General features: G+C 68.1%; 16 protein-coding genes. 9 read left to right on the forward strand and 7 right to left on the reverse strand.

The features are described 5' to 3' along the window. Position 1: 1 nt before the first annotated feature. Both AC1RUS_RS08610 and AC1RUS_RS08615 read left to right on the forward strand, forming a co-directional pair. A complete protein-coding gene (locus AC1RUS_RS08610) occupies positions 2 to 880 on the forward strand; it encodes a branched-chain amino acid ABC transporter permease (protein ID WP_492914996.1) in 879 nt (292 codons plus the stop codon). Between the two features lie 2 nt (positions 881 to 882). Further along, positions 883 to 3,381: a branched-chain amino acid ABC transporter ATP-binding protein/permease gene (locus tag AC1RUS_RS08615; protein ID WP_492914999.1), complete on the forward strand. Its 2,499-nt coding sequence runs from the start codon at positions 883 to 885 to the stop codon at positions 3,379 to 3,381. On the opposite strand, the gene AC1RUS_RS08620 is transcribed toward AC1RUS_RS08615, so the two are convergent. Then, on the reverse strand, positions 3,366 to 5,129 hold the full coding sequence (locus AC1RUS_RS08620) for a serine hydrolase (RefSeq protein WP_492915001.1): 1,764 nt from the start codon (positions 5,127 to 5,129) through the stop codon (positions 3,366 to 3,368). The two genes, AC1RUS_RS08615 and AC1RUS_RS08620, sit on opposite strands and share 16 nt — an antisense overlap. 274 nt (positions 5,130 to 5,403) lie before the next feature. Between AC1RUS_RS08620 and AC1RUS_RS08625 the strand changes: the two genes are divergently transcribed. The 4 genes from AC1RUS_RS08625 to AC1RUS_RS08640 all read left to right on the forward strand — a co-directional run bounded on the left by AC1RUS_RS08625 (position 5,404) and on the right by AC1RUS_RS08640 (position 10,981). Beyond that, on the forward strand, positions 5,404 to 5,877 hold the full coding sequence (locus tag AC1RUS_RS08625) for a GatB/YqeY domain-containing protein (protein ID WP_492915003.1): 474 nt from the start codon (positions 5,404 to 5,406) through the stop codon (positions 5,875 to 5,877). 49 nt (positions 5,878 to 5,926) lie between these two features. Beyond that, positions 5,927 to 7,939, forward strand: coding sequence for a TonB-dependent receptor (locus AC1RUS_RS08630; RefSeq protein WP_492915004.1), 2,013 nt, complete (start codon positions 5,927 to 5,929; stop codon positions 7,937 to 7,939). A gap of 88 nt (positions 7,940 to 8,027) precedes the next feature. Then, positions 8,028 to 10,463 carry a M1 family metallopeptidase gene (locus AC1RUS_RS08635; protein ID WP_492915006.1) on the forward strand — a complete coding sequence of 812 codons (2,436 nt, stop codon included), beginning with the start codon at positions 8,028 to 8,030 and terminating at the stop codon, positions 10,461 to 10,463. Continuing rightward, positions 10,460 to 10,981 (forward strand): DUF6702 family protein, encoded by a 522-nt coding sequence (locus tag AC1RUS_RS08640; protein WP_492915007.1) that lies wholly within the window; start codon positions 10,460 to 10,462, stop codon positions 10,979 to 10,981. Before AC1RUS_RS08635 ends, AC1RUS_RS08640 begins: the two co-directional genes overlap by 4 nt. Positions 10,982 to 11,023: 42 nt before the next feature. Here the strand turns inward: AC1RUS_RS08640 and guaA are convergent, their stop codons facing one another. From guaA to guaB, 4 genes are all read right to left on the reverse strand, one after another. Then, the gene (gene guaA / locus AC1RUS_RS08645) at positions 11,024 to 12,586 is read right to left on the reverse strand and encodes a glutamine-hydrolyzing GMP synthase (protein WP_492915009.1); all 1,563 of its coding nucleotides are present in this window, start codon (positions 12,584 to 12,586) and stop codon (positions 11,024 to 11,026) included. 180 nt (positions 12,587 to 12,766) lie between these two features. Continuing rightward, positions 12,767 to 14,035: an RsmB/NOP family class I SAM-dependent RNA methyltransferase gene (locus tag AC1RUS_RS08650; RefSeq protein ID WP_492915011.1), complete on the reverse strand. Its 1,269-nt coding sequence runs from the start codon at positions 14,033 to 14,035 to the stop codon at positions 12,767 to 12,769. Positions 14,036 to 14,039: 4 nt separating this feature from the next. Further along, on the reverse strand, positions 14,040 to 14,435 hold the full coding sequence (locus tag AC1RUS_RS08655; RefSeq protein WP_492915013.1) for an MAPEG family protein: 396 nt from the start codon (positions 14,433 to 14,435) through the stop codon (positions 14,040 to 14,042). Between the two features lie 3 nt (positions 14,436 to 14,438). Beyond that, a complete protein-coding gene (gene guaB / locus AC1RUS_RS08660) occupies positions 14,439 to 15,902 on the reverse strand; it encodes an IMP dehydrogenase (RefSeq protein ID WP_492915015.1) in 1,464 nt (487 codons plus the stop codon). Positions 15,903 to 16,071: 169 nt separating this feature from the next. On the opposite strand from guaB, the gene AC1RUS_RS08665 reads away from it, so the two are divergent. Together AC1RUS_RS08665 and AC1RUS_RS08670 are read left to right on the forward strand one after the other, a co-directional pair. Further along, a complete protein-coding gene (locus tag AC1RUS_RS08665) occupies positions 16,072 to 16,347 on the forward strand; it encodes a type II toxin-antitoxin system ParD family antitoxin (RefSeq protein ID WP_492915017.1) in 276 nt (91 codons plus the stop codon). Next, a complete protein-coding gene (locus tag AC1RUS_RS08670) occupies positions 16,344 to 16,631 on the forward strand; it encodes a type II toxin-antitoxin system RelE/ParE family toxin (RefSeq protein ID WP_492915019.1) in 288 nt (95 codons plus the stop codon). Before AC1RUS_RS08665 ends, AC1RUS_RS08670 begins: the two co-directional genes overlap by 4 nt. A 1-nt stretch (position 16,632) precedes the next feature. Here the strand turns inward: AC1RUS_RS08670 and AC1RUS_RS08675 are convergent, their stop codons facing one another. Both AC1RUS_RS08675 and AC1RUS_RS08680 read right to left on the reverse strand, forming a co-directional pair. Beyond that, a complete protein-coding gene (locus AC1RUS_RS08675) occupies positions 16,633 to 17,343 on the reverse strand; it encodes an RlmE family RNA methyltransferase (RefSeq protein ID WP_492915021.1) in 711 nt (236 codons plus the stop codon). Further along, positions 17,340 to 18,467 carry a Ppx/GppA phosphatase family protein gene (locus AC1RUS_RS08680; RefSeq protein ID WP_492915023.1) on the reverse strand — a complete coding sequence of 376 codons (1,128 nt, stop codon included), beginning with the start codon at positions 18,465 to 18,467 and terminating at the stop codon, positions 17,340 to 17,342. The genes AC1RUS_RS08675 and AC1RUS_RS08680 overlap by 4 nt, the downstream gene beginning before the upstream one ends. A gap of 165 nt (positions 18,468 to 18,632) precedes the next feature. Between AC1RUS_RS08680 and hspQ the strand changes: the two genes are divergently transcribed. Next, positions 18,633 to 18,962 carry a heat shock protein HspQ gene (gene hspQ, locus AC1RUS_RS08685; protein ID WP_492915024.1) on the forward strand — a complete coding sequence of 110 codons (330 nt, stop codon included), beginning with the start codon at positions 18,633 to 18,635 and terminating at the stop codon, positions 18,960 to 18,962. Positions 18,963 to 19,032: the final 70 nt, after the last annotated feature.

The raw sequence follows: 19,032 nt of genomic DNA on the forward strand, positions 1-19,032 counted from the left end.
CATGGACCTGCTGTCGCCCCTGATCAGCGGCCTGGCCCTGGGCAGCATGTACGGCCTGATCGCCTTGGGCTTCCACATCACTTATTCGGTGTGCGGCGCCCTGAACTTCGCCCAGGGCTCCAGCGCCATGCTGGGCGCGGTGCTGACCTTCACCCTGGAGCGCACCCTGGGCTGGCCGACCGCCCTGGCCCTGCCGGCGGCGATCGCGTTGTGCGCCGTCTATGGCCTGCTGGTCGAGCGCCTGGCGGTGCGGCCGTTCCTGGACCGCAAGTCCGACGCCTGGCTGATGGCCACCGTCGCGCTGGGCCTGGTGACCGACAACGCCACCATGTTCCTGTTCGGCACCGAGCCGCGCAGCCTGACCTCGATGCTGACCCAGGCTCCGGTCGCGCTTGGAACCTTGAGTCTCGGCGTCTATCCGCTGCATCTGCTGATCCCGGTCGTCGGCCTGGCCACCGCCGGGCTCCTGCACCTGGCCAGCCGCAAGACGCTGTGGGGCACGGCCCTGCTGGCCGTCGCCCAGAACCGCGACGCCGCCAGCCTGATGGGCATTCCGGTCAAGGCGATGATCGCCGCCGCCTTCGCCGCCTCGTCGGCCCTGGCTGGCGTCGCCGGCGTGATGATCGCGCCGCTGTTCAACATCCAGTCCGACATGGGCGTGGTTCTGGGGCTGAAGGCCTTCGCCGTCGCCATCCTGGGCGGACTGCGCAATCCGTGGGGCGTGATGGTCGCCGGCATACTGTTCGGGGTCAGCGAGTCGCTGATCAGCGCCGGCCTCGGCTCGGGCTACACCCAGATCCTGACCTTCAGCCTGGTGATCGTGGCGCTGGCCCTGCGTCCCGACGGCCTGTTGGGCAAGGCCCAGGTGCGGAAGGTATGAGCATGACCCTCCCCGCGACGCCGACGGCCAGCCGACCGCTGATCGCAATGTCGACCGTCTGGACCCTTGTCCTGGCCGGCGCAGCCATGATCCTGGTTGGATCGGTCAACAGCTACTATGCCTTCGTGCTGGGCCAGATCGCCCTGCTGACCATCGTCGGCGTCGGCCTGAACGTGCTGATCGGCCTGGCCGGCCAGATGTCGTTCGGACATGCCGGGCTCTACGCCCTGGGCGCCTATGCGGTGGCGATCCTGACCACCCGCCTGGGCGTCAGCTTCTGGATCGCCTGGCCTCTGGGCGCGCTGATCGCCGGCGCCGTCGGCGCAGTGCTGGCCATACCCGCCCTGCGACTGAAGGGCCCCTATCTGGCGATGGTGACGATCGCCTTCGGCCTGATCGTCGAGAACGGCCTGGTCGAACTGGCCGACCTGACCGGCGGGCAGAGCGGCATCCTCGACATTCCGACCCCGCGCCTGGGCCCGCTCGCGCTGGACGCCAAGAGCCTGTCGATGCTGGCCGTGCTGACCGCCGCGGTGTCGCTGATCCTCTATGCGCGCCTGTCGAAGAACGCCTGGGGCCAGGCCCTGCGGGCCGTGCGCGATTCCGAGGTCGCCGCCGCCTCGATCGGTCTCAACGCCACCGTCGTACGCACCGTGGCCTTTGCCGCCTCGGCCGTGCTGGCGGGGCTGGCCGGCGGCCTCTTCGCGCCGATGGCCGGCTTCGTCACGCCCCAGACCTTCAACCTGACCCAGTCGATCCTGTTCGTGCTGGTCATCGCCCTGGGCGGAGCCCGCTCGAACCTCGGCCCGGTGGTCGGCGCCATCGTCGTCGGCCTGTTGCCCGAACTGCTGTCGTCGCTCGAGGCCTACCGCATACTGGTGTTCGGCGCCCTGCTGCTGGTGGTGCTGTGGATGGCGCCCAACGGCCTGGTCGGCCTGTGGGGCGAGACCGCCAAGGCCGCCACCACGCCCGACGCCGACGACGCGGCCGCCTCGCTTGGCGCGGTGCTGGGCGTCCGTCCTCGCCAGGCCCTGCGCGCCGAAAAGCTGAGCATGGCCTTCGGCGGCGTGCGCGCCGTCAACGACGCCAGCTTCGAGCTGCCGCCCGGCCGTATCACCGCCCTGATCGGCCCCAACGGCGCGGGCAAGTCGACGGTGATGAACCTGCTGAGCGGCTTCTATCGCCCCACCGAGGGCCGCCGCCTGCTGGGCGAAACACCCCTGCCCGTCGGTGAAGCCTTCAAGGTCGCCCGGCGCGGCGTCGCCCGCTCCTACCAGACCTCCCAGGTCTTCGAGGGCATGAGCGTCGAGGACAACGTCCTGATCGCCCTGCGCAAAGGCCGTCTGGGCGGCGTGCTGGGCGCCGACGCCTCGCAAGACGACCGCCGCCGCGCCCGCGCCCTGCTGCGCGCCTGCGGCTATGCCGGCGACCCGGCCATTCCGGCCGGCGACCTGGCCCATGTCGACCGCCGCCTGGTCGAGATCGCCCGCGCCCTGGCCACCGATCCGGACGTGCTGCTGCTGGACGAGCCCGCCGCCGGCCTGTCGCGCGAGGACAAGCGCCAGCTGGGCGACCTGCTGAAGGCCATCGCGACGGCCGGCGTCGGGGTGGGCCTGATCGAGCACGACATGAGCCTGGTCATGGGCGTCTCCGACACCGTCGTGGTGCTGAACGCCGGAACCCAGATCGCATCAGGAACGCCCCGCCATATCCAGGACGATCCCAAGGTTCGCGAAGCCTATCTGGGTGTCGCCCCCTCCGCCGTCGCCGTTTCGCCGCCGCGCACCGTCAGCCGCCTGGACGCCCTGCGGGTGGTCAACCTGACCGCCGGCTATGGCGCGGCCCCGGTGCTCAAGGGAATCGAGATCGAGGTCCGCCAGGGCGAGGCCGTCGCCCTGCTGGGCGCCAACGGCGCGGGCAAGTCGACCTTGATGCGCGTCATCGCCGGCCTCCACGGCGCGACGGAGGGCGAGGTGGCCTTCGAAGGCGCCCTGCTCAACGGTCTCGCCCCGCACGAGCGGGTCCGCAAGGGCGTGGTCCTGGTCCCCGAAGGCCGCCAGGTGTTCCCCGAACTGACCGTCGCCGACAACATCCGCCTGGGCGCCTTCCTCGACCGCCGCGACCTCGACGCCCGCCTCGACCAGATGCTGCAACGCTTCCCGCGTCTGGCCGAGCGCCTGCACCAGCGGGCCGGCCTGCTGTCGGGCGGCGAGCAGCAGATGCTGGCCCTGGCCCGCGCCCTGATGAGCCAGCCCAAGGTGCTGCTGCTGGACGAACCCTCGCTGGGCCTCGCGCCCAAGATCATCGCCGAGATCTTCGAGGCCTTCCACGCCCTGCGCGACAGCGACATGACCCTGCTGATCGTCGACCAGATGGCCGGCCTGGCCCTGGCCATCTCGGACCGCGCCTACGTCCTGGGCGACGGCGAAATTCTCGCCCAAGGCCCCGCGAACCGCATCGCCGACGACCCAGCCCTGGCCGCGGCCTATCTGGGCGCTTGAGGCAGGCGCGACGCCGGCAGGTCTCGGCCGTTCTGATGCAGCACCAGGCTGATCGCCTGGCCGTCGGGGCCAAGCACGAAGGTGGCGCTGGCCGGGACCACGGTCCAGACCACCTCCGTCGGGCTTTGCGGGAAGATCTCGAAGATCGGCTGACCGGTCAGCTGGGCGAAGAGCCGATCGCCCTGCCGCGTCACCGTCATGATCATCTGGGGCGCCAGGGCGTAGCGCCCCGCCAAGGCGTCCAGCGCCGCCGCGGACAGGGCCGCCACCTTGGACGGCGACGGTGCTGGCGGCTCCGCGTCTTCGGCCAACCGGGGTCCGGGCGTGTGCTGGCCGTTCTGATGCAAAGTCAGTGCGGTGGCCCGGCCGGCGGCGTCGACGGCGAAGGTCAGTTGCGCGTCGACGATCCTGGCGAAAAAGTCGGTCGGCCCCTCGGCGAAGATCTCGATGCGGGGCTGGCCGCTCAACTGGGCGAACATCCGCTCGCCGTCGCGCGTGATGGTCAGCACGGCGCCGGGAGCCAGACCATAACGGCCCGTCAGGCCGTCGAGCGTCGCCGGCGCCAGGGTCTTGGCCTGGCGCACCTTGGGCGCGGCCTTCAGCGGCGTTCCGATCAGCAGGTGCAGGCCCAGGTCGTCGACACCCATCGGGCCGGCGGCGTTGCTCAGCACGACGACGCCCAGCCTGGCCTCGGGATCGAAGCCGACGAAGGTCAGAAAGCCCATCGTGCCGCCGCCGTGGCTGACGATCTCGCCATTGGGACCTTGGCCGACATGCCAGCCCAGCGCCACCTGCACGGAGCCGCCGGCCGGCCGGCGCGGCGTCAGCTGGTCGGCCATCGCTCCCTTCAACGGGGTGTCGACATAGCCGAGCTCGGCGGCCAGCAGGGTCAGGAGATCGTCGGCGGAGGAGCGCAATCCGCCCGCTCCGGCTAGGGTCGGCAAATCCCAGTGCGTGGTCTCGGTCAGAGCCGCGTCATGACCCGCCGAAAAGCGCCCGGACAGGGCCGGCGTGAGGGTGATCGCGGTGCTGGAGAGGCCCAGCGGAGCCAGCACCCGCTGGCGCAGCACCGTTTCGTAGCCGCCGCCCGCGCGACGGGCCAGGGCGCGTCCCAGGAGACCGACCCCCAAGTTGGAATACTCATAGGTCGCGCCGATATCGCGGGTCAGCGCATAGCGCCGCAGGAAGTCGTCGAGCTGGGCCTCGGTATAGTCGGCATAGGGGTTCTTGGGATCGGTCATCGCCATGTTGTCCGGCAGGCGCGGCAGGCCGGAGGTGTGCGTGGCCAGGTCGATCAGCGTGATGGCCTTGCCGTTCCGCTCGGGCGCCGTGACGCCGGGCGGCAGATAGCGAGCGACGGGATCGTCGAGACTGACCTCGCCGCGCCGGACCATGTCGGCCAGCAACAGGCCCGTGAAGGCCTTGGTCACCGAGCCGATCTCGAACAGGGTCTGGCCGTCGACAGGGCGCGGATCCTTCTGATCGCGGACGCCATAGCCGATCACCCGCCGCCCCTTGGCGTCGATCACCCCGACCACCATGCCGACGGCTTGCCTGTCGACATCGATACGCTGGACCAGCAGCTGGCGAATGGCCGCGTCCGACAACCGCTCGCCGGTCGAGGCGGCGCCAGCTGTCGGCGCCCCCGCCTGCGCCCAGGCCGGCGTCGAGACCGCCAGGACAGCGCCCGCGAGGAGCAGGATCTTCAGGAGACCGGCCGTCAGGCCCGCCCGCACAGTTTCACGCATGAACACCCCCACCCCGCCCACAAGCCATGGGCGCACGCTGCACACTAGGGTTGTGGAGAGCCGGCGGGAAGAGTCGTCATGCGAGAGGGCTGGCGGCAAGATGCGTTCAGTCAGGTGCCTCCGCCCTATCCGGGATATAGGAGATCGTTGCGCTAACGGGGCGGTGATTTGGCCCGGCTGACGCCCCGTGACTTATGCCTTGCCCGGGCTCTTGAAGAGCTGCGGTCACCATGCACTACAGCTATCGAATTGAGTGAACTGAAAGGACGACGACATGGCTTTGCTCGACGAGCTCAAAGCGGACCAACTCGCGGCGCGCAAGCTGGGCGATCGTCTGAAAGCCGACGTGCTCACCACGCTGATCGGCGAGGCGACGCAGATCACGACCGAAGAGTTCAAGCGCGGCGTGACGGAAGTCACTGACGAAAAGGTCGTCGCAACCGTCGCGAAGTTCTTGAAGAACACGAAGCTGACGCTGGAAAACCTCGCGACCGAACGCGCGCGCTTGATCGAAGCCGGCGGCGATGCGTCGAAGGTGGACGAGCGGACGAAGGCGGCTGAAACCGAACTGGCGATCCTGTCCTCGTATGGTCCGAAGCAAATGACGGAATCGGAACTGCGCGAGGCCATCGACGACTTCCGGGCCCAGAACCCCGGCGCCAACGTCGGGATGATCATGGCCCACCTGAAGGCGAGCTTCGGCGGCCAGTATGACGGCAAGACGGCCAGCGCATTGGCCAAGGCTTAGACCGAGGGCGACTATAGGCGCTTGAGCCAGGTCGGGGACAGCCGCGTCGATGGGATTTAAGTGTGGATGCGGCGCGGCCGCACCGTGGGCGGCCGTCCTCCTGGCCGTGGCCGGGATCGCGAGCGCGCAGGAGGTCGAGGCCGTCTCGGTCTGGGGCCGGCGGACCAACGACCTGGGCCACGCCGCCTCGGCCAGCGAGGGTCGCGTGGCCTATAGCGACTTCGCCGTGCGGCCCCTGCTGCGTCCCGGCGAACTGATCGAGGCCGTGCCGGGCCTGGCGGCCACTCAGCATTCGGGGGCGGGCAAGGCCAACCAGTACTTCCTGCGCGGCTTCAACCTGGACCACGGCACCGATCTCGCCGCCTCGCTGGACGGCGTGCCGCTGAACCTGCCCTCGCATGGCCACGGCCAGGGCTATCTCGACCTGAACCTGCTGACGCCGGAATTCGTCCACGACATCGCCTTCAGAAAAGGCCCCTACGCGGCCGAGAACGGCGACTTCGCGACGGCCGGCGCGGTGGCGTTCGAGACCGCCGACCATCTGCACGGCGAAAGCCTGCAAGCCTGGCTCGGCCAGAATCAAACCTATCGCGCGCTGGGCGCCAAGAACCTGAACGAGGACGCCATCGTCGCGGCCGACATCACCGCCCAGCGCGGTCCCTGGACGACGGACGAGGACCTGCGGAAGATCAATCTGCTGGGCCGCATGGTGCTCGGCGGCTGGTCGATCACCGCCCTCGCCTACGACGCCCGCTGGAACGCCACCGACCAGATCCCCCGACGCGCCGTGCAGAGCGGCGCTCTGGGCCGCCTGGACGCGGTCGACGCCACAGACGGCGGAACCACCACCCGCTACATCGCCTCGGCCCGCCGACGCGACCTGCTGCGCGGGCTGGATACGGTGGTCTATGTCCAGCGCTACAGGCTGAACCTGTGGTCAAACTTCACCTACTTCCTCGATGACCCGGTGAATGGCGACCAGTTCGAGCAGGTCGACGACCGCTGGGTCTATGGCGGCTCGCTGACAAAGCGCTGGGCCGCAAGGCCCGGCGGCTGGACCCTGCGCAGCGGCGCCTCGGGCCGGGTCGACGACATCGGCGAAGTCGGCCTCTATCGCACCACCGCCCGCGTGCGGCGCGAGACCGTGCGACGCGACGCGGTCGTGGAATGGTCGGCGGCGGTCTGGGGCGAGGCCTCGCGGCGCATCGGCCCGGTCGACGCCACCCTGGGCCTGCGCGGCGACCTGATGGGCGCGACGGTCTCGGCCGGCGATCCGCGCAACGCGGGCCGCGTCGACGACGCCCTGCTGAGCCCCAAGCTGACCCTGGCCTGGCGCGTGTCCAAGACCTTCGAGCTCTATGCCGACGCCGGACGAGGCTTCCACTCCAATGATGCGCGGGGCGCGACGATCCGGATCGACCCGGTCGGCGGAGCGGCGGTCGATCGCGCGCCGCTGCTGTCGCCGACGACGGGCGCGGAGCTGGGCGCGCGCTGGAGCGGCCATGGCGTGACCCTGACCACTGCGCTGTGGGCGCTGAATGTCGCGTCGGAGCTGGTCTATGTCGGCGACGCGGGCTTCACCGAAGCCAGCGGCGCCACGCGACGGATCGGGGTCGAGACCCTGGTCGACTGGCGTCCCACCGCGCGGCTGAACCTGACGGCCGCCTATGCCGGAACCCGGGCCCGTTTTTCCGGCGAGCCGACGGGCGGCGATCGCATCCCCAACGCCGTCGGCTCGGTGCTGACGGCCGGCGCCAGCTGGGCGGTCGGCGAGACCACGACCCTCGCCCTGACCTATCGCCGCCTGGGCGCCGCCCCGTTGGTCGAGGACAATTCGGTGCGCTCGCGGCCCACGGCCATGATCAACGGCTTGCTGACCCGGCGTTTCGAGCGCCTGGCCATCACGGTGGAAGGCCTGAACCTGACGGCCAGCCGGCGCGACGACATCGCCTATCTCTACGCCTCCCGCTTAAAAGGCGAGACGGCCGCGGGTGTCGAGGACATCCACTTCCATCCCGTCGAACCGCGCACGTTCCGCATCGGGCTGAAGGTCGATTTATGAGCGCTCGGCGAAAAACGGGGTCGTTTCGACTACGCCTCTCGCCAATCGCTAGCGTTTGGATATTGTCCGCGTCCTGGTTCGGGGGAGTTTGGTCTTGAAGAAGAGTTCAGTTCGCTATGCCGTGGCCGGCGTCATCGCCGCGGCCCTGAGTTTCACGGCGGCCCACGCCGACGCCATTCGTCAGACCAAGGCTCCGTTCGAGGACAAGTTCCGCCAGCTGGAAGGCGAAGACTGGCCCTCGCCCACCGACTATCGCAACGCCGCCGGCGCGCCGGGCTATCGCTATTGGCAGCAGAAGGTCGACTACGACATCTCGACCCGGCTGGACGAGGCGACCAGCACGATCACCGGCAAGGCGGCGATCACCTATCGCAACAACTCGCCCGACGACCTGCCCTACCTCTGGCTGATGCTCGACCAGAACGACTTCAAGCGCGACTCGATCAGCCACATGACCGAGACCGTGTCGGGCGACACCATCGGGCTCAGCCAGGTGCGCCGCGCCAAGCGCTTCCAGACCTGGGAAGGCGGCATGACCATCAAGTCGGTCAAGGACGCCCAGGGCCGGCCGCTGAAGTTCACCATCGTCGACACCATGCTGCGGGTCGACCTGCCGCAGGACGTTCGGGCCAACGGCGGCGAGACCAAGCTGACCATCGAATGGTCGTTTCCGGTGATCGAGACCAAGATCATCGGCGGACGCAGCGGCTATGAGTGCTTCACCGCCAAGGACGAAGACGGCAACTGCATCTTCGAAATCGCCCAGTGGTTCCCGCGCCTGGCCGTCTATTCGGACTACGAGGGCTGGCACAACAAGAGCTTCCTCAGCGGCGGTGAGTTCACCCTGGAGTTCGGCGACTACAACGTCGCCCTGACCGTGCCGTCCGACCACGTGGTCTCGGCCACCGGCGAGCTGCAGAACGCCGCCGCCGTGCTGAGCCCCGCGCAGCGCGAGCGCCTGGCCAAGGCCCGCACCGCCAGCGAGCCGGTCTATGTGGTCACGCCGGAGGAGGCCGCCGCCGCCGAGAAGAACAAGGCCACCACCGAGAAGACCTGGATCTTCAAGGCCAGGAACGTCCGCGACTTCGGCTGGGCCAGCTCGCGCAAGTTCATCTGGGACGCCATGGGCGTGAAGCAGGCCGATCCGAAGGCCGAGCATCCGCTGGTCATGGCCATGTCGTTCTTCCCCAAGGAAGCCCGCCCCCTGTGGGACGCCTATTCGACCAAGTCGATCGCCCACACCCTGAAGGTCTATTCGGACTTCACCTTCGCCTATCCCTACCCCGTCGCCCAGTCGATCAACGGTCCGCAAGGCGGCATGGAATATCCGATGGTCGCCTTCAACGGCGGCCGTCCGGTCAAGGACAAGAAGACCGGCGCCCTGACCTACACCGACCGCGCCAAGAACGGCCTGATCGGGGTGGTCATTCACGAGGTCGGCCACAACTACTTCCCAATGATCGTCAATTCCGACGAGCGCCAGTGGACGTGGATGGACGAAGGCATCAACACCTTCCTGGAATTCCAGGCCGAGAAGCAGTGGGACGCCAAGTTCCCCTCGCGTCGCGGCGAGCCCAAGGACATCGTCGAGTACATGGTCAGCCAGGACCAGGTGCCGCTGATGACCCAGTCGGATTCGCTGCTGCAGTTCGGAGCCAACGGCTACGCCAAGCCCGCGACCGCCCTGGTGATCCTGCGCGAGACCGTCATGGGCCGCGAATTGTTCGACCGAGCCTTCAAGGAATACGCCAACCGCTGGCGCTTCAAGCACCCCACCCCGTACGACTTCTTCCGCACCATGGAAGAGTCGTCCGGCATTGACCTGGACTGGTTCTGGCGCGGCTGGTTCTACTCGACCGACCACGTCGACATTTCGCTGGACAAGGTGGTGCAAGGCCGCCTCGACACCGGCGATCCGGAGCTGGAAGCCGCCACGCGCCGCGGCGAGCGCGACAAGGAACCCGCGTCCTTGACCGCCAGCCGCAACAAGGGCCAGACGGTGGTCGAGCGCGACCCCAAGACCCGCGACTTCTACACCGAAACCGACGAGTTCCTGGTCACCGAGAGCGCCAAGAAGAAGGCCAAGTCGGCGCGCGAGGACCTGACGCCGGAGGAGGTCGAGGCCCAGGCGGTGAAGGACAACTTCTACCGCTTCACCTTCAGCAATCAGGGCGGGCTGGTGATGCCGGTGATCCTGAAGCTGGACTACACCGACGGCACGACCGAGACGATCCGCATTCCAGCCGAGATCTGGCGCAAGAACGCCAAGACCGTGACCTGGCAGTACGTCTCGCCCAAGCAGGTCAAGGGCGCCGAGCTGGATCCGCAGTGGGAGACCGCCGACGCCAATCGCGGCAACAACGTCTATGCCGGCGCGATCACGCCCACGACGCTGAAGTTCTCCAAACCGCCCGAAGCCGCCAACCGGATGAAGGACGCCGACCTGAAGATCGAGCCCGGCGGCCTGTCGACCCTGCCCAATGCCGAAAAGAAGGCTGACGAGACCAAGAAGGCCGACAAGTGATCGACCGCGCCCGGCGGGCGTTGCTGGCCGGTCTGGCGGCGGGAGCCCTGCTCTCGCCCGTTCCAGCCGCCGCCCATCGCGGTCACGGCGCCCTGAGCGTCGTCGAGATCGACGCCCGCACGGGCGTCGTCACCGTCACCCACCGGTTCCAGACCCACGACGCCGAGCCCGCCCTGGCCGAGATCGCGCCGGACGCTCAATCCAGCCTGGATGATCCGGATGCGGTCAAGGCGCTGACGGCCTATGTCGGCGCCCATTTCGCCGTGACGGTGAAGGACACGGACGTCGATCTCGTCCTGAAGGACATCACGCTCGGCGCGGACGAGGTCCGGATCGTCTATGCGGGCCGAGTTCCCCCGCCTGACGTGCTTGGCGGGATCGACATCAAGGCCGTCATGTTCGCCGACATCTATCCAGACCAGGTGAACCAGGTGAACATTCGCCGCGGCGGGCCGACCAGAACCCTGGTCTTTGAGGGCCCGGGCGCGCCGGTTCAGTCGCTGACCGCACTGGACTGACCGCCGGCGGCCGCCGCCGGCGAGGGCGGGGCTATACCGCCCCTACTCCCACTCGATCGTGCCCGGCGGCTTGCTGGTCACGTCGTAGACGACCCGGTTAACCCCTCTGACTTCATTGATGATTCTCGTGGCCGTCTTGCCCAGGACGTCCCACGGGAATTCGAAGAAGTCGGCGGTCATGCCGTCGGTCGAGGTCACCGCGCGCAGGGCCAGGACGTTTTCGTAGGTGCGGGCGTCGCCCATGACGCCGACGGTCTTGACGGGCAGCAGCACGGCGAAGGCCTGCCAGATCTTGTCATAGAGGCCGGCGTTGCGGATCTCCTCGAGATAGATCGCATCGGCGTCCTGCAGGACCTTGACCTTGTCGGGGGTGATGTCGCCGGGGATGCGAATGGCCAGGCCCGGGCCGGGGAACGGGTGGCGGCCGACGAAGGCCGGGGCGAGGCCCAGCTCGACGCCGAGGGCGCGGACCTCGTCCTTGAAGAGCTCGCGCAGCGGCTCGACCAGCTTCAGCTTCATGAAGTCCGGCAGGCCCCCGACATTGTGGTGGCTCTTGATCACCGCCGACGGACCGCCGCGGGCCGACACGCTCTCGACCACGTCCGGATAAAGCGTGCCTTGGGCCAGGAAGTCAGCGCCGTCGATCTTGGCGGCCTCCCGATCGAAGATGTCGATGAACTTGCCGCCGATGATCTTGCGCTTGGTTTCCGGATCGCTGACCCCGGCCAGGGCGCCCAGGAACTCTTCGCCGGCGTCCACGTGGACCAGCGGAATATTGTAGTGATCGCGGAACAGGGTCACGACCTGGTCGGCCTCGTTCTTGCGCAGCAGGCCGGTGTCGACGAACACGCAGGTCAGCTGGTCGCCGATGGCTTCGTGGATCAGCACGGCGGCCACCGAGCTGTCGACGCCGCCCGACAGGCCGCAGATCACCTTGCCGGTCCCGACCTGGGCGCGAATCTTCTCGACCATCTCCTGGCGGAAGGCCGCCATGGTCCAGTCGCCCTTCAGGCCGGCGATGTTGAACAGGAAGTTGCGATAGATCCTGGCCCCGTTGACCGTGTGCATCACCTCGGGGTGGAACTGCACGCCGTAGATCTTGCGGGCGTCGTTGGCGATGGCGGCGAAGGGCGCGCCGGTCGAGGTGCCGATCACCTCGAAGCCGTCCGGAATGGCGGTGACGCGGTCGCCGTGGCTCATCCACACGGTTTCCAGCTCGCCGACGCCGGCCAGGCCTTCGAACAGCGGGCTCTGCTTGCCGATGGTCAGTTCGGCGCGGCCGAACTCGCCGGCGTGGCCGCCCTCGACCTTGCCGCCCAGCACGTCGCACAGCAGCTGCTCGCCATAGCAGACGCACAGCATCGGCACGCCCAGGTCGAAGAGCTTCAGACCGATGCGGGGGCTGTCGGCCTCCAGCACGCTGGCCGGGCCGCCCGACAGGATGATCGCCGAGGGGGCGTAGTCGTCGACGATGGCCTCGGCCTTGTCGAACGGATGAATCTCGCAATAGACGCCCGCCTCGCGCACCCGGCGGGCGATCAGCTGGGTGACCTGGCTGCCGAAATCGACGATCAGGACGCGCTGGTGATGGGCGGGGGCGGTCATGGCGATGGGTCTCCAGCGTTCGAATAGCTTTCCTTCTCCCCTTGCGGGAGAAGGTGTCAGCCGCAGGCTGACGGATGAGGGGTCGCGTCTGTGTCGGACGGTCGGCGACTAGTCGAGCGCCGTGAAACCCCTCATCCGACCGCTACGCGGCCACCTTCTCCCGCAAGGGGAGAAGGGTTGTTAGGTTCGTTCCAGCACGGCGGCGAAGAAGCCGTCCGTGCCAGCGGTGTGCGGGGTCAGGCGCAGGTAGCCCTGGGCGCTGACGTGTTCGGCTATGGCCTCGAAGGCGATCGGCTTGACGGCGAAGTCGGAACGGCGCGCCAGGAAGGCGGCGACGCGGTCCTCGTTCTCCTCCACCAGCAGCGAGCAGGTCACGAAGACGAGCCGACCGCCCGGCTTCACGAAGTCGGCGGCGTCGATCAGCACGCTGTCCTGCTCGATCTGGCGCTTGGCCAGCTGGTCGGGCGACAGCCGCCACTTGGCGTCCGGGTGCCGGCGCCAGGTGCCCGAGCCCGTGCAGGGCGCGTCGACGAACACCAGGTCCAGCTTGGCTTCCAGGCCCTTCAGCGGCTCGGCCTCGATCGGCGAGCGGATCTGCAGGTTGCGGACCCCTGCCCTCTGGCCGCGCCGGATGGTGTCGGCCAGGCGGCGGGCGTCGCTGTCGTGGGCGAAGATCTGGCCGCTGTTGTTCATCGCGGCGGCGAGCGCGAGGGTCTTGCCGCCACCGCCGGCGCAGAAGTCCAGCACCTGCTTGCCCTTGATCTCGCCGGCCACGGCCGCGGCGATCTGCGAGCCCAGGTCCTGCACCTCGAACCAGCCCTTGGAGAAGGCCGGGACCGCTTCCACCGAAGGCGTGCGATCGGCCGCTTCGGGGGCAGGAATGCGGAAGGCGGTGTCGAGCACGCCGGCGGGTGCGGCGCCGATCAGCGCGACGGCCTTGGCCCCGCGCTCGGCGTCGGTCTTGATGGTGTTGATCCGCAGGTCGACCGGCGCGCGCTGCGACAGGGCCGCCATCTCGTCGCGAACGCCGTCACCGAAAGCGCGAGCCAGGAACGGCTCCAGCCAGTCGGGATAGTCGCCGGCCACCGGCGCGGGGGCGTCGGCGAGGTCGAACGGAGCGGACAGTCGGTCGAGTTCAGGCTGGCTGAGCGCGCCGAACCCGTGCTCCTCGGCGGCGGCCTCGGCGATGCGCTCGGGCGTCCAGTTCCAGACCTGGGCCAGGACGCCGATCACCACGCCGCGCGGGCTGGCGTCGCCCATCGAAAAGCCTAGCGAGCGCTTGCGGCGCAGGGCGTCCAGCACCAGGCCCGAGACGAACGCCCGGTCCTTGGAGCCGGCGTAGCGCGCGGTCTCGCCCCAGCGCTTGAGCGCCATCTTCACCGGAAAATGCCGCGCCTCGATCTCGGCCAGAACCTCGATCGCTGCTGAAACCCGTCCTCCGTCCCGCATGGTCTCAGACCACCATGGCCGCGAGGACCATCCCGATGCCGATGAGAGACAGCAGCCAGACGATGCTGCGCGCGACCGGCACGCCGAACGCGTAGAGCGGCAGGTAGATCAGGCGCGCGACGACATAAAGCAGCGCGCCGTGGGCCGAGACAAAGCCGATCCGGCCCGACAGGTAGACGACGATCACGGCGGCGGCGAACAGGGGGAAGGTCTCGCGGAAATTGGCGAAGGCGCGTTCGAGGCGCCCCGCCATGCCCGTCAGGACCACCGGTTCGTCGCGCGGGCCGACATTCCACTTCAGACCCCGCTGCGGTTGCGCGGCGGCGGCGGCCCACAGCAGGTGGACCAGTCCGATCAGGACCGCGGCGGCGAGGAGCTGAAGTTCGATGGCGATCCGCATGACCTAGACTGCGCTCGGATAGTTGGGGGCTTCCCGCGTGATCATCACGTCGTGGACGTGGCTCTCGCGCAGGCCGGCGCCGGTGATGCGCACGAAGCGGGCGCGGTCCTGGAACTCGGCGATCGTGGGCGCGCCGACATAGCCCATGGCGGCGCGCAGGCCGCCGACCAGCTGGTGCAGCACCGGGGCGATGGCGCCCTTGAACGGCGTCTGGCCCTCGATGCCTTCCGGCACGAGCTTGAAGCTGTCCGTCACTTCCTTCTGGAAGTACCGGTCGGCCGAACCGCGGGCCATGGCGCCCACCGAGCCCATGCCACGATAGCTCTTGTACGATCGGCCCTGGTACAGGAACACCTCGCCAGGAGCCTCTTCGGTGCCGGCGAACATCGAGCCCATCATGGCCGTGCTGGCGCCGGCGGCGATGGCTTTCGCCAGGTCGCCCGAATACTTGATGCCGCCGTCGGCGATGACCGGGGTGCCGCTTTCCTTGGCGGCGCGGACGGCCTCCATGATCGCGGTCAGCTGCGGCACGCCCACGCCCGCGACGATGCGGGTGGTGCAGATCGAGCCGGGACCGATGCCGACCTTCACCGCGTCGGCGCCGGCGTCGATCAGGGCGCGGGCGGCGTCGTAGGTGGCGATGTTGCCGGCGACGATCTGGACGCGGTTGGCTTCGCGCTTCAGCCGCGAGACCGCTTGCGCGACCTGGCTGGAGTGGCCGTGGGCGGTGTCGATGACGACGACGTCGACACCGGCGTCCACCAGGCCCATCGAACGCTCGAAGCCGGCGTCGCCGACGGTCGAGGCCGCGCCGACCAGCAGGCGGCCCTTGTCGTCCTTGGCGGCCAGGGGGTGCGCCTGGGCCTTCTCGATATCCTTCACGGTGATCAGGCCGACGGCGCGATAGGCGTCGTCGACGACGATCAGGCGCTCGATCTTGTGCTTGCGCAGCAGCTCGCGCGCCTCGCGGTGATCAACGCCTTCCGAAACCGTGATCAGGTTTTCGCGGGTCATGATCGCCGAGGCCGGGACCTTCTCGTCGCCCTCGAAGCGCATGTCGCGGTTGGTGACGATGCCGACCAGCTTGCCCGAACCGCGCTCGACCACCGGGAAGCCCGAGATCTTGCGGCGGGCCGTGATCTCGCGGATTTCGCCCAGGGTGGTGTCGGGATTGATGGTCAGCGGATTGATGACCATGCCGCTTTCGTAGCGCTTCACTTCGCGCACGTGGTCGGCCTGCTCGTCGACCGTCAAATTGCGGTGCAGGATGCCCATGCCGCCGGCCTGGGCCATGGCGATGGCGAGGCGGCTTTCGGTCACCGTGTCCATCGCGGCGGACACAAGCGGAATGTTCAGACTGATTTCACGCGTGAACTTGGTCTCGGTCGTCACTTGCGTCGGCATGACGTCGGACGGACCCGGTTCGAGCAAAACGTCGTCGAAGGTGAGCCCTTCGCGAATCTCCATGGGAGTCTCCATTTTGCGAGCCGCGTATACCTATGGAGGGGGTCCGTGTCGACCCGCCGCGCCGCATAAATGGGGATGAATTTCGCCGTCTGTCGGAGCGTGGCGACCGGTCCGCCTTGTCGATCAAGAAACAATAATAGATATTGTTTCATTTTTCGGAGATCGGGTCATGGCGATAAGTGTTGATCTTGGTCCGCAGTTGGAAGCCACCGTCAGCGACCTGATCGAAAAGGGTCGATATGGATCGAAGAGTGAAGTGCTCAGGGAAGGCGTGCGGCTCGTTCAAGAACGCGAAGCCAAGCTGGCGGCGCTCCACGCCGCGATCAACGCGGGCATTGCCGATGCGGACGCGGGGCGCACAGTCTCACTCGAAGAAGCCTTCGACACGGTTGAAGCGGAACTGGAGCTTCTGCTCGCCAGACCTCAAGGCCTCGCCGAGGAATGAAGACGCGCTTCACCGCGCTTGCTCTCAGCGACCTGAGAGCTATTGCCCATTGGGTTGCTTCGGAACGGCCAAACGCGGCTCGCAAGCTGGTTCGCGGCTTGCGCACCGCCAGCTTGGCGCTCGGCGAGCGACCGCGCGCCTACGCCTTCCTTGAAGGCTGCGAAGACAAAGGCGTCAGGCGTGCGCCATACAGCCGATACCTCATATGCTATCGCGTGGACGAAGCCGGCGTGCAGGTCCTTCGCATCCTGGATGGCGCCCAAGACGTCGCTTCGATGTTCTGACCTACCGCCCTCGGAACCCCGTCGCCACCAGGAACACCTCCGAGCTGTCCGCCCGGCTGGCCTTGGGCTTGAAGTGAACCACCTTGTCGAAGTGCTTCTTCAGCCGCGCGATGACGTCCGAGGTCTCGCCGCCTTGAAAGGCCTTGGCCACGAAGGCGCCGCCGGGCTTGAGCACCTCGATGGCGAACTCAGCGCCCATCTCGATCAGGCCGACGATGCGCAGGTGGTCGGTCTCGCGGTGGCCGACCGTATTGGGGGCCATGTCCGACAGCACCACGTCCGGCGCGCCGCCGAGGAGCTCGATCAGCTTGGGTGGACAGGCGTCGTCGGTGAAGTCCATCTCCAGGATGTGGGCCGGGGCGACGGGATCGACCGGCAGCAGGTCGACGCCGACCAGCTGGGTCACGCCGCGCTCCACCGCGACCTGCAGCCAGCCGCCTGGGGCGCAGCCCAGGTCGATGACCCGCGCGCCCTTCTTGAAGAAGCCGAACTTCTCGTCGATCTCGCTGATCTTGAACGCCGCCCGGCTGCGATAGCCCATGGCGCGGGCCTTGGCCGAGAACGGATCGTTGATCTGCCGCTCCAGCCAGGCCTGCTGGCTGGGCGTGCGGCCATAGGTCTTCTTCAGGCGCGCGGGCTTGGTGCGGCCTTCGTCGGTGCCGCCGGCGGGCGGCTTGACCATGCGCTTGCGCGGGGGTTCTTCGTCGGTCATTCGGACACCGGTTTGGACTTGGACGCGCCGCCGCGGCGTCGCCGACGCGGGCGACGCTGCTGATCGGACATCAGGGACATCAGAAGCCCCTCTCTAAGCCCTCGATCGGCGACACGCACGCGCGAACACGGCCAAAGCTCCTGAACGGCCTGAAGAATCGCAGCGCCCGCCAGGACCAGGTCGGCGCGATCGGCTCCTATACAGGGCTCCTGGGCCCGCTCGGCGGCGGTCAGGCCCAGCAGACGGTCGGCGGCGGCCTCGCAGTCGGTGCGATCCATCCACAGGCCGTCGACGACATTTCGGTCGTAGCGCTGGAGGCCCAGGTGCAAGCCCGCCAGGCTGGTGATCGCGCCAGAGGTGCCGACCAGATGGGCCCTGCCCTGCTCGAACATCTCGCGCATCGGCTCGGCGTGCGGGAAAGCCTCGATCCGCGCCTTGACGTCGTCGACCATGGCCCGGAACCAGCCTTCCTCGGCCCGCTCGCCCTCGGGAAAGCGCTCGGCCAGGGTCACGACGCCGACCGGGATCGACAGCCAGGCCTTGATCGGCAGCTTCCAGGCGGCGAACTGCCGCGGCTTGGCGTCGAGACCGCCGCCCTTCAGGTCGACCCAGGACAGCTCGGTCGAGCCGCCGCCGACATCGACCACCAGAGCCGCGTCGGCGTCGCGGTCGAACAGGCTCATGCAGCCGGCCACTGAAAGCTGGGCTTCCTCGCGCGGTGTGATGATCTGCAGCTTCAGCCCGGTCTCGTCAGCCACGCGCTGGACGAACTCGGCTCCATTGTCGGCGCCCCGGCAGGCTTGCGTGGCCACGGCCTTTATACGCAGCACCTTGCGGCGGCGGATCTTCTCGGCGCAGACCTTCAGGGCCGCCATCGAGCGGTCCATGGCCGCGTCAGATAGTCGCCCGGTCTGCGACAGACCCTCTCCCAGGCGCACGATGCGGGAATAGGCCTCGACGACACGGAACCCGCGCGGAGACGGCGTCGCCACCAGAAGGCGACAGTTATTGGTCCCCAGATCGAGCGCCGCATAACACGACTGCTCGCCCGGCGGCCTCCGACGCCGTCCGCTCTCCTCACTCGGAGATCTGGACGCGCCGGGCGCACGCGGCGCCTCCGACATGGTCTTTTCACCTGTCTCGCGAACGCCGCAAAAAGCGCGACGCCCCACTTCGACGCCGAGCATAGCAATGCCGTCCGCGCGCCGAAAGGCGGCTTGGACTTGTTATCCGACTCCGGACCAACCACGTTCAGGTTTCAGTCAGGTGGGGCTGCTATCCTTAACGGCATGAATTCGAGATTCGCCAAATTCGCGATCGGCCAAGTGGTCAAGCACCGGATCTTCCCGTTCCGGGGCGTGGTGTTCGACGTCGACCCCGTGTTCGCCAACACCGACGAGTGGTGGGAGTCGATCCCCGAGGACATACGGCCGATCAAGGACCAGCCGTTCTACCATCTGCTGGCCGAGAACGACGACAACACCTATGTCGCCTATGTGTCCGAGCAGAACCTGCTGGCCGACGAGACCGGCGAGCCGGTGCAGCACCCGCAGACGCAGGTGATCTTCGAGTCCTTCGATCACGGCGCCTACAAGCTTCGTCCCCGGATCTCGCACTAGGCGAACGTTCTCTCCGGCATAACGCTGGTTTCGCGCAAATTCCGAACGATATTTGCGACGAACGGGGCGT

It is taken from the genome of Caulobacter sp. GW821-FHT10F06, from assembly GCF_058809215.1.

What these genes read in the sequence shown, in the direction of transcription:
- AC1RUS_RS08610 (WP_492914996.1), top strand. Translation starts at nt 2, where the DNA reads ATGGACCTGCTGTCGCCCCTGATCAGCGGCCTGGCCCTGGGCAGCATG.
- AC1RUS_RS08615 (WP_492914999.1), top strand. Translation starts at nt 883, where the DNA reads ATGACCCTCCCCGCGACGCCGACGGCCAGCCGACCGCTGATCGCAATG.
- AC1RUS_RS08620 (WP_492915001.1), bottom strand. Translation starts at nt 5,129, where the DNA reads ATGCGTGAAACTGTGCGGGCGGGCCTGACGGCCGGTCTCCTGAAGATC.
- AC1RUS_RS08625 (WP_492915003.1), top strand. Translation starts at nt 5,404, where the DNA reads ATGGCTTTGCTCGACGAGCTCAAAGCGGACCAACTCGCGGCGCGCAAG.
- AC1RUS_RS08630 (WP_492915004.1), top strand. Translation starts at nt 5,927, where the DNA reads ATGGGATTTAAGTGTGGATGCGGCGCGGCCGCACCGTGGGCGGCCGTC.
- guaA (WP_492915009.1), bottom strand. Translation starts at nt 12,586, where the DNA reads ATGACCGCCCCCGCCCATCACCAGCGCGTCCTGATCGTCGATTTCGGC.
- AC1RUS_RS08650 (WP_492915011.1), bottom strand. Translation starts at nt 14,035, where the DNA reads ATGCGGGACGGAGGACGGGTTTCAGCAGCGATCGAGGTTCTGGCCGAG.
- AC1RUS_RS08655 (WP_492915013.1), bottom strand. Translation starts at nt 14,435, where the DNA reads ATGCGGATCGCCATCGAACTTCAGCTCCTCGCCGCCGCGGTCCTGATC.
- guaB (WP_492915015.1), bottom strand. Translation starts at nt 15,902, where the DNA reads ATGGAGATTCGCGAAGGGCTCACCTTCGACGACGTTTTGCTCGAACCG.
- AC1RUS_RS08665 (WP_492915017.1), top strand. Translation starts at nt 16,072, where the DNA reads ATGGCGATAAGTGTTGATCTTGGTCCGCAGTTGGAAGCCACCGTCAGC.
- AC1RUS_RS08670 (WP_492915019.1), top strand. Translation starts at nt 16,344, where the DNA reads ATGAAGACGCGCTTCACCGCGCTTGCTCTCAGCGACCTGAGAGCTATT.
- AC1RUS_RS08675 (WP_492915021.1), bottom strand. Translation starts at nt 17,343, where the DNA reads ATGACCGACGAAGAACCCCCGCGCAAGCGCATGGTCAAGCCGCCCGCC.
- AC1RUS_RS08680 (WP_492915023.1), bottom strand. Translation starts at nt 18,467, where the DNA reads ATGTCGGAGGCGCCGCGTGCGCCCGGCGCGTCCAGATCTCCGAGTGAG.
- hspQ (WP_492915024.1), top strand. Translation starts at nt 18,633, where the DNA reads ATGAATTCGAGATTCGCCAAATTCGCGATCGGCCAAGTGGTCAAGCAC.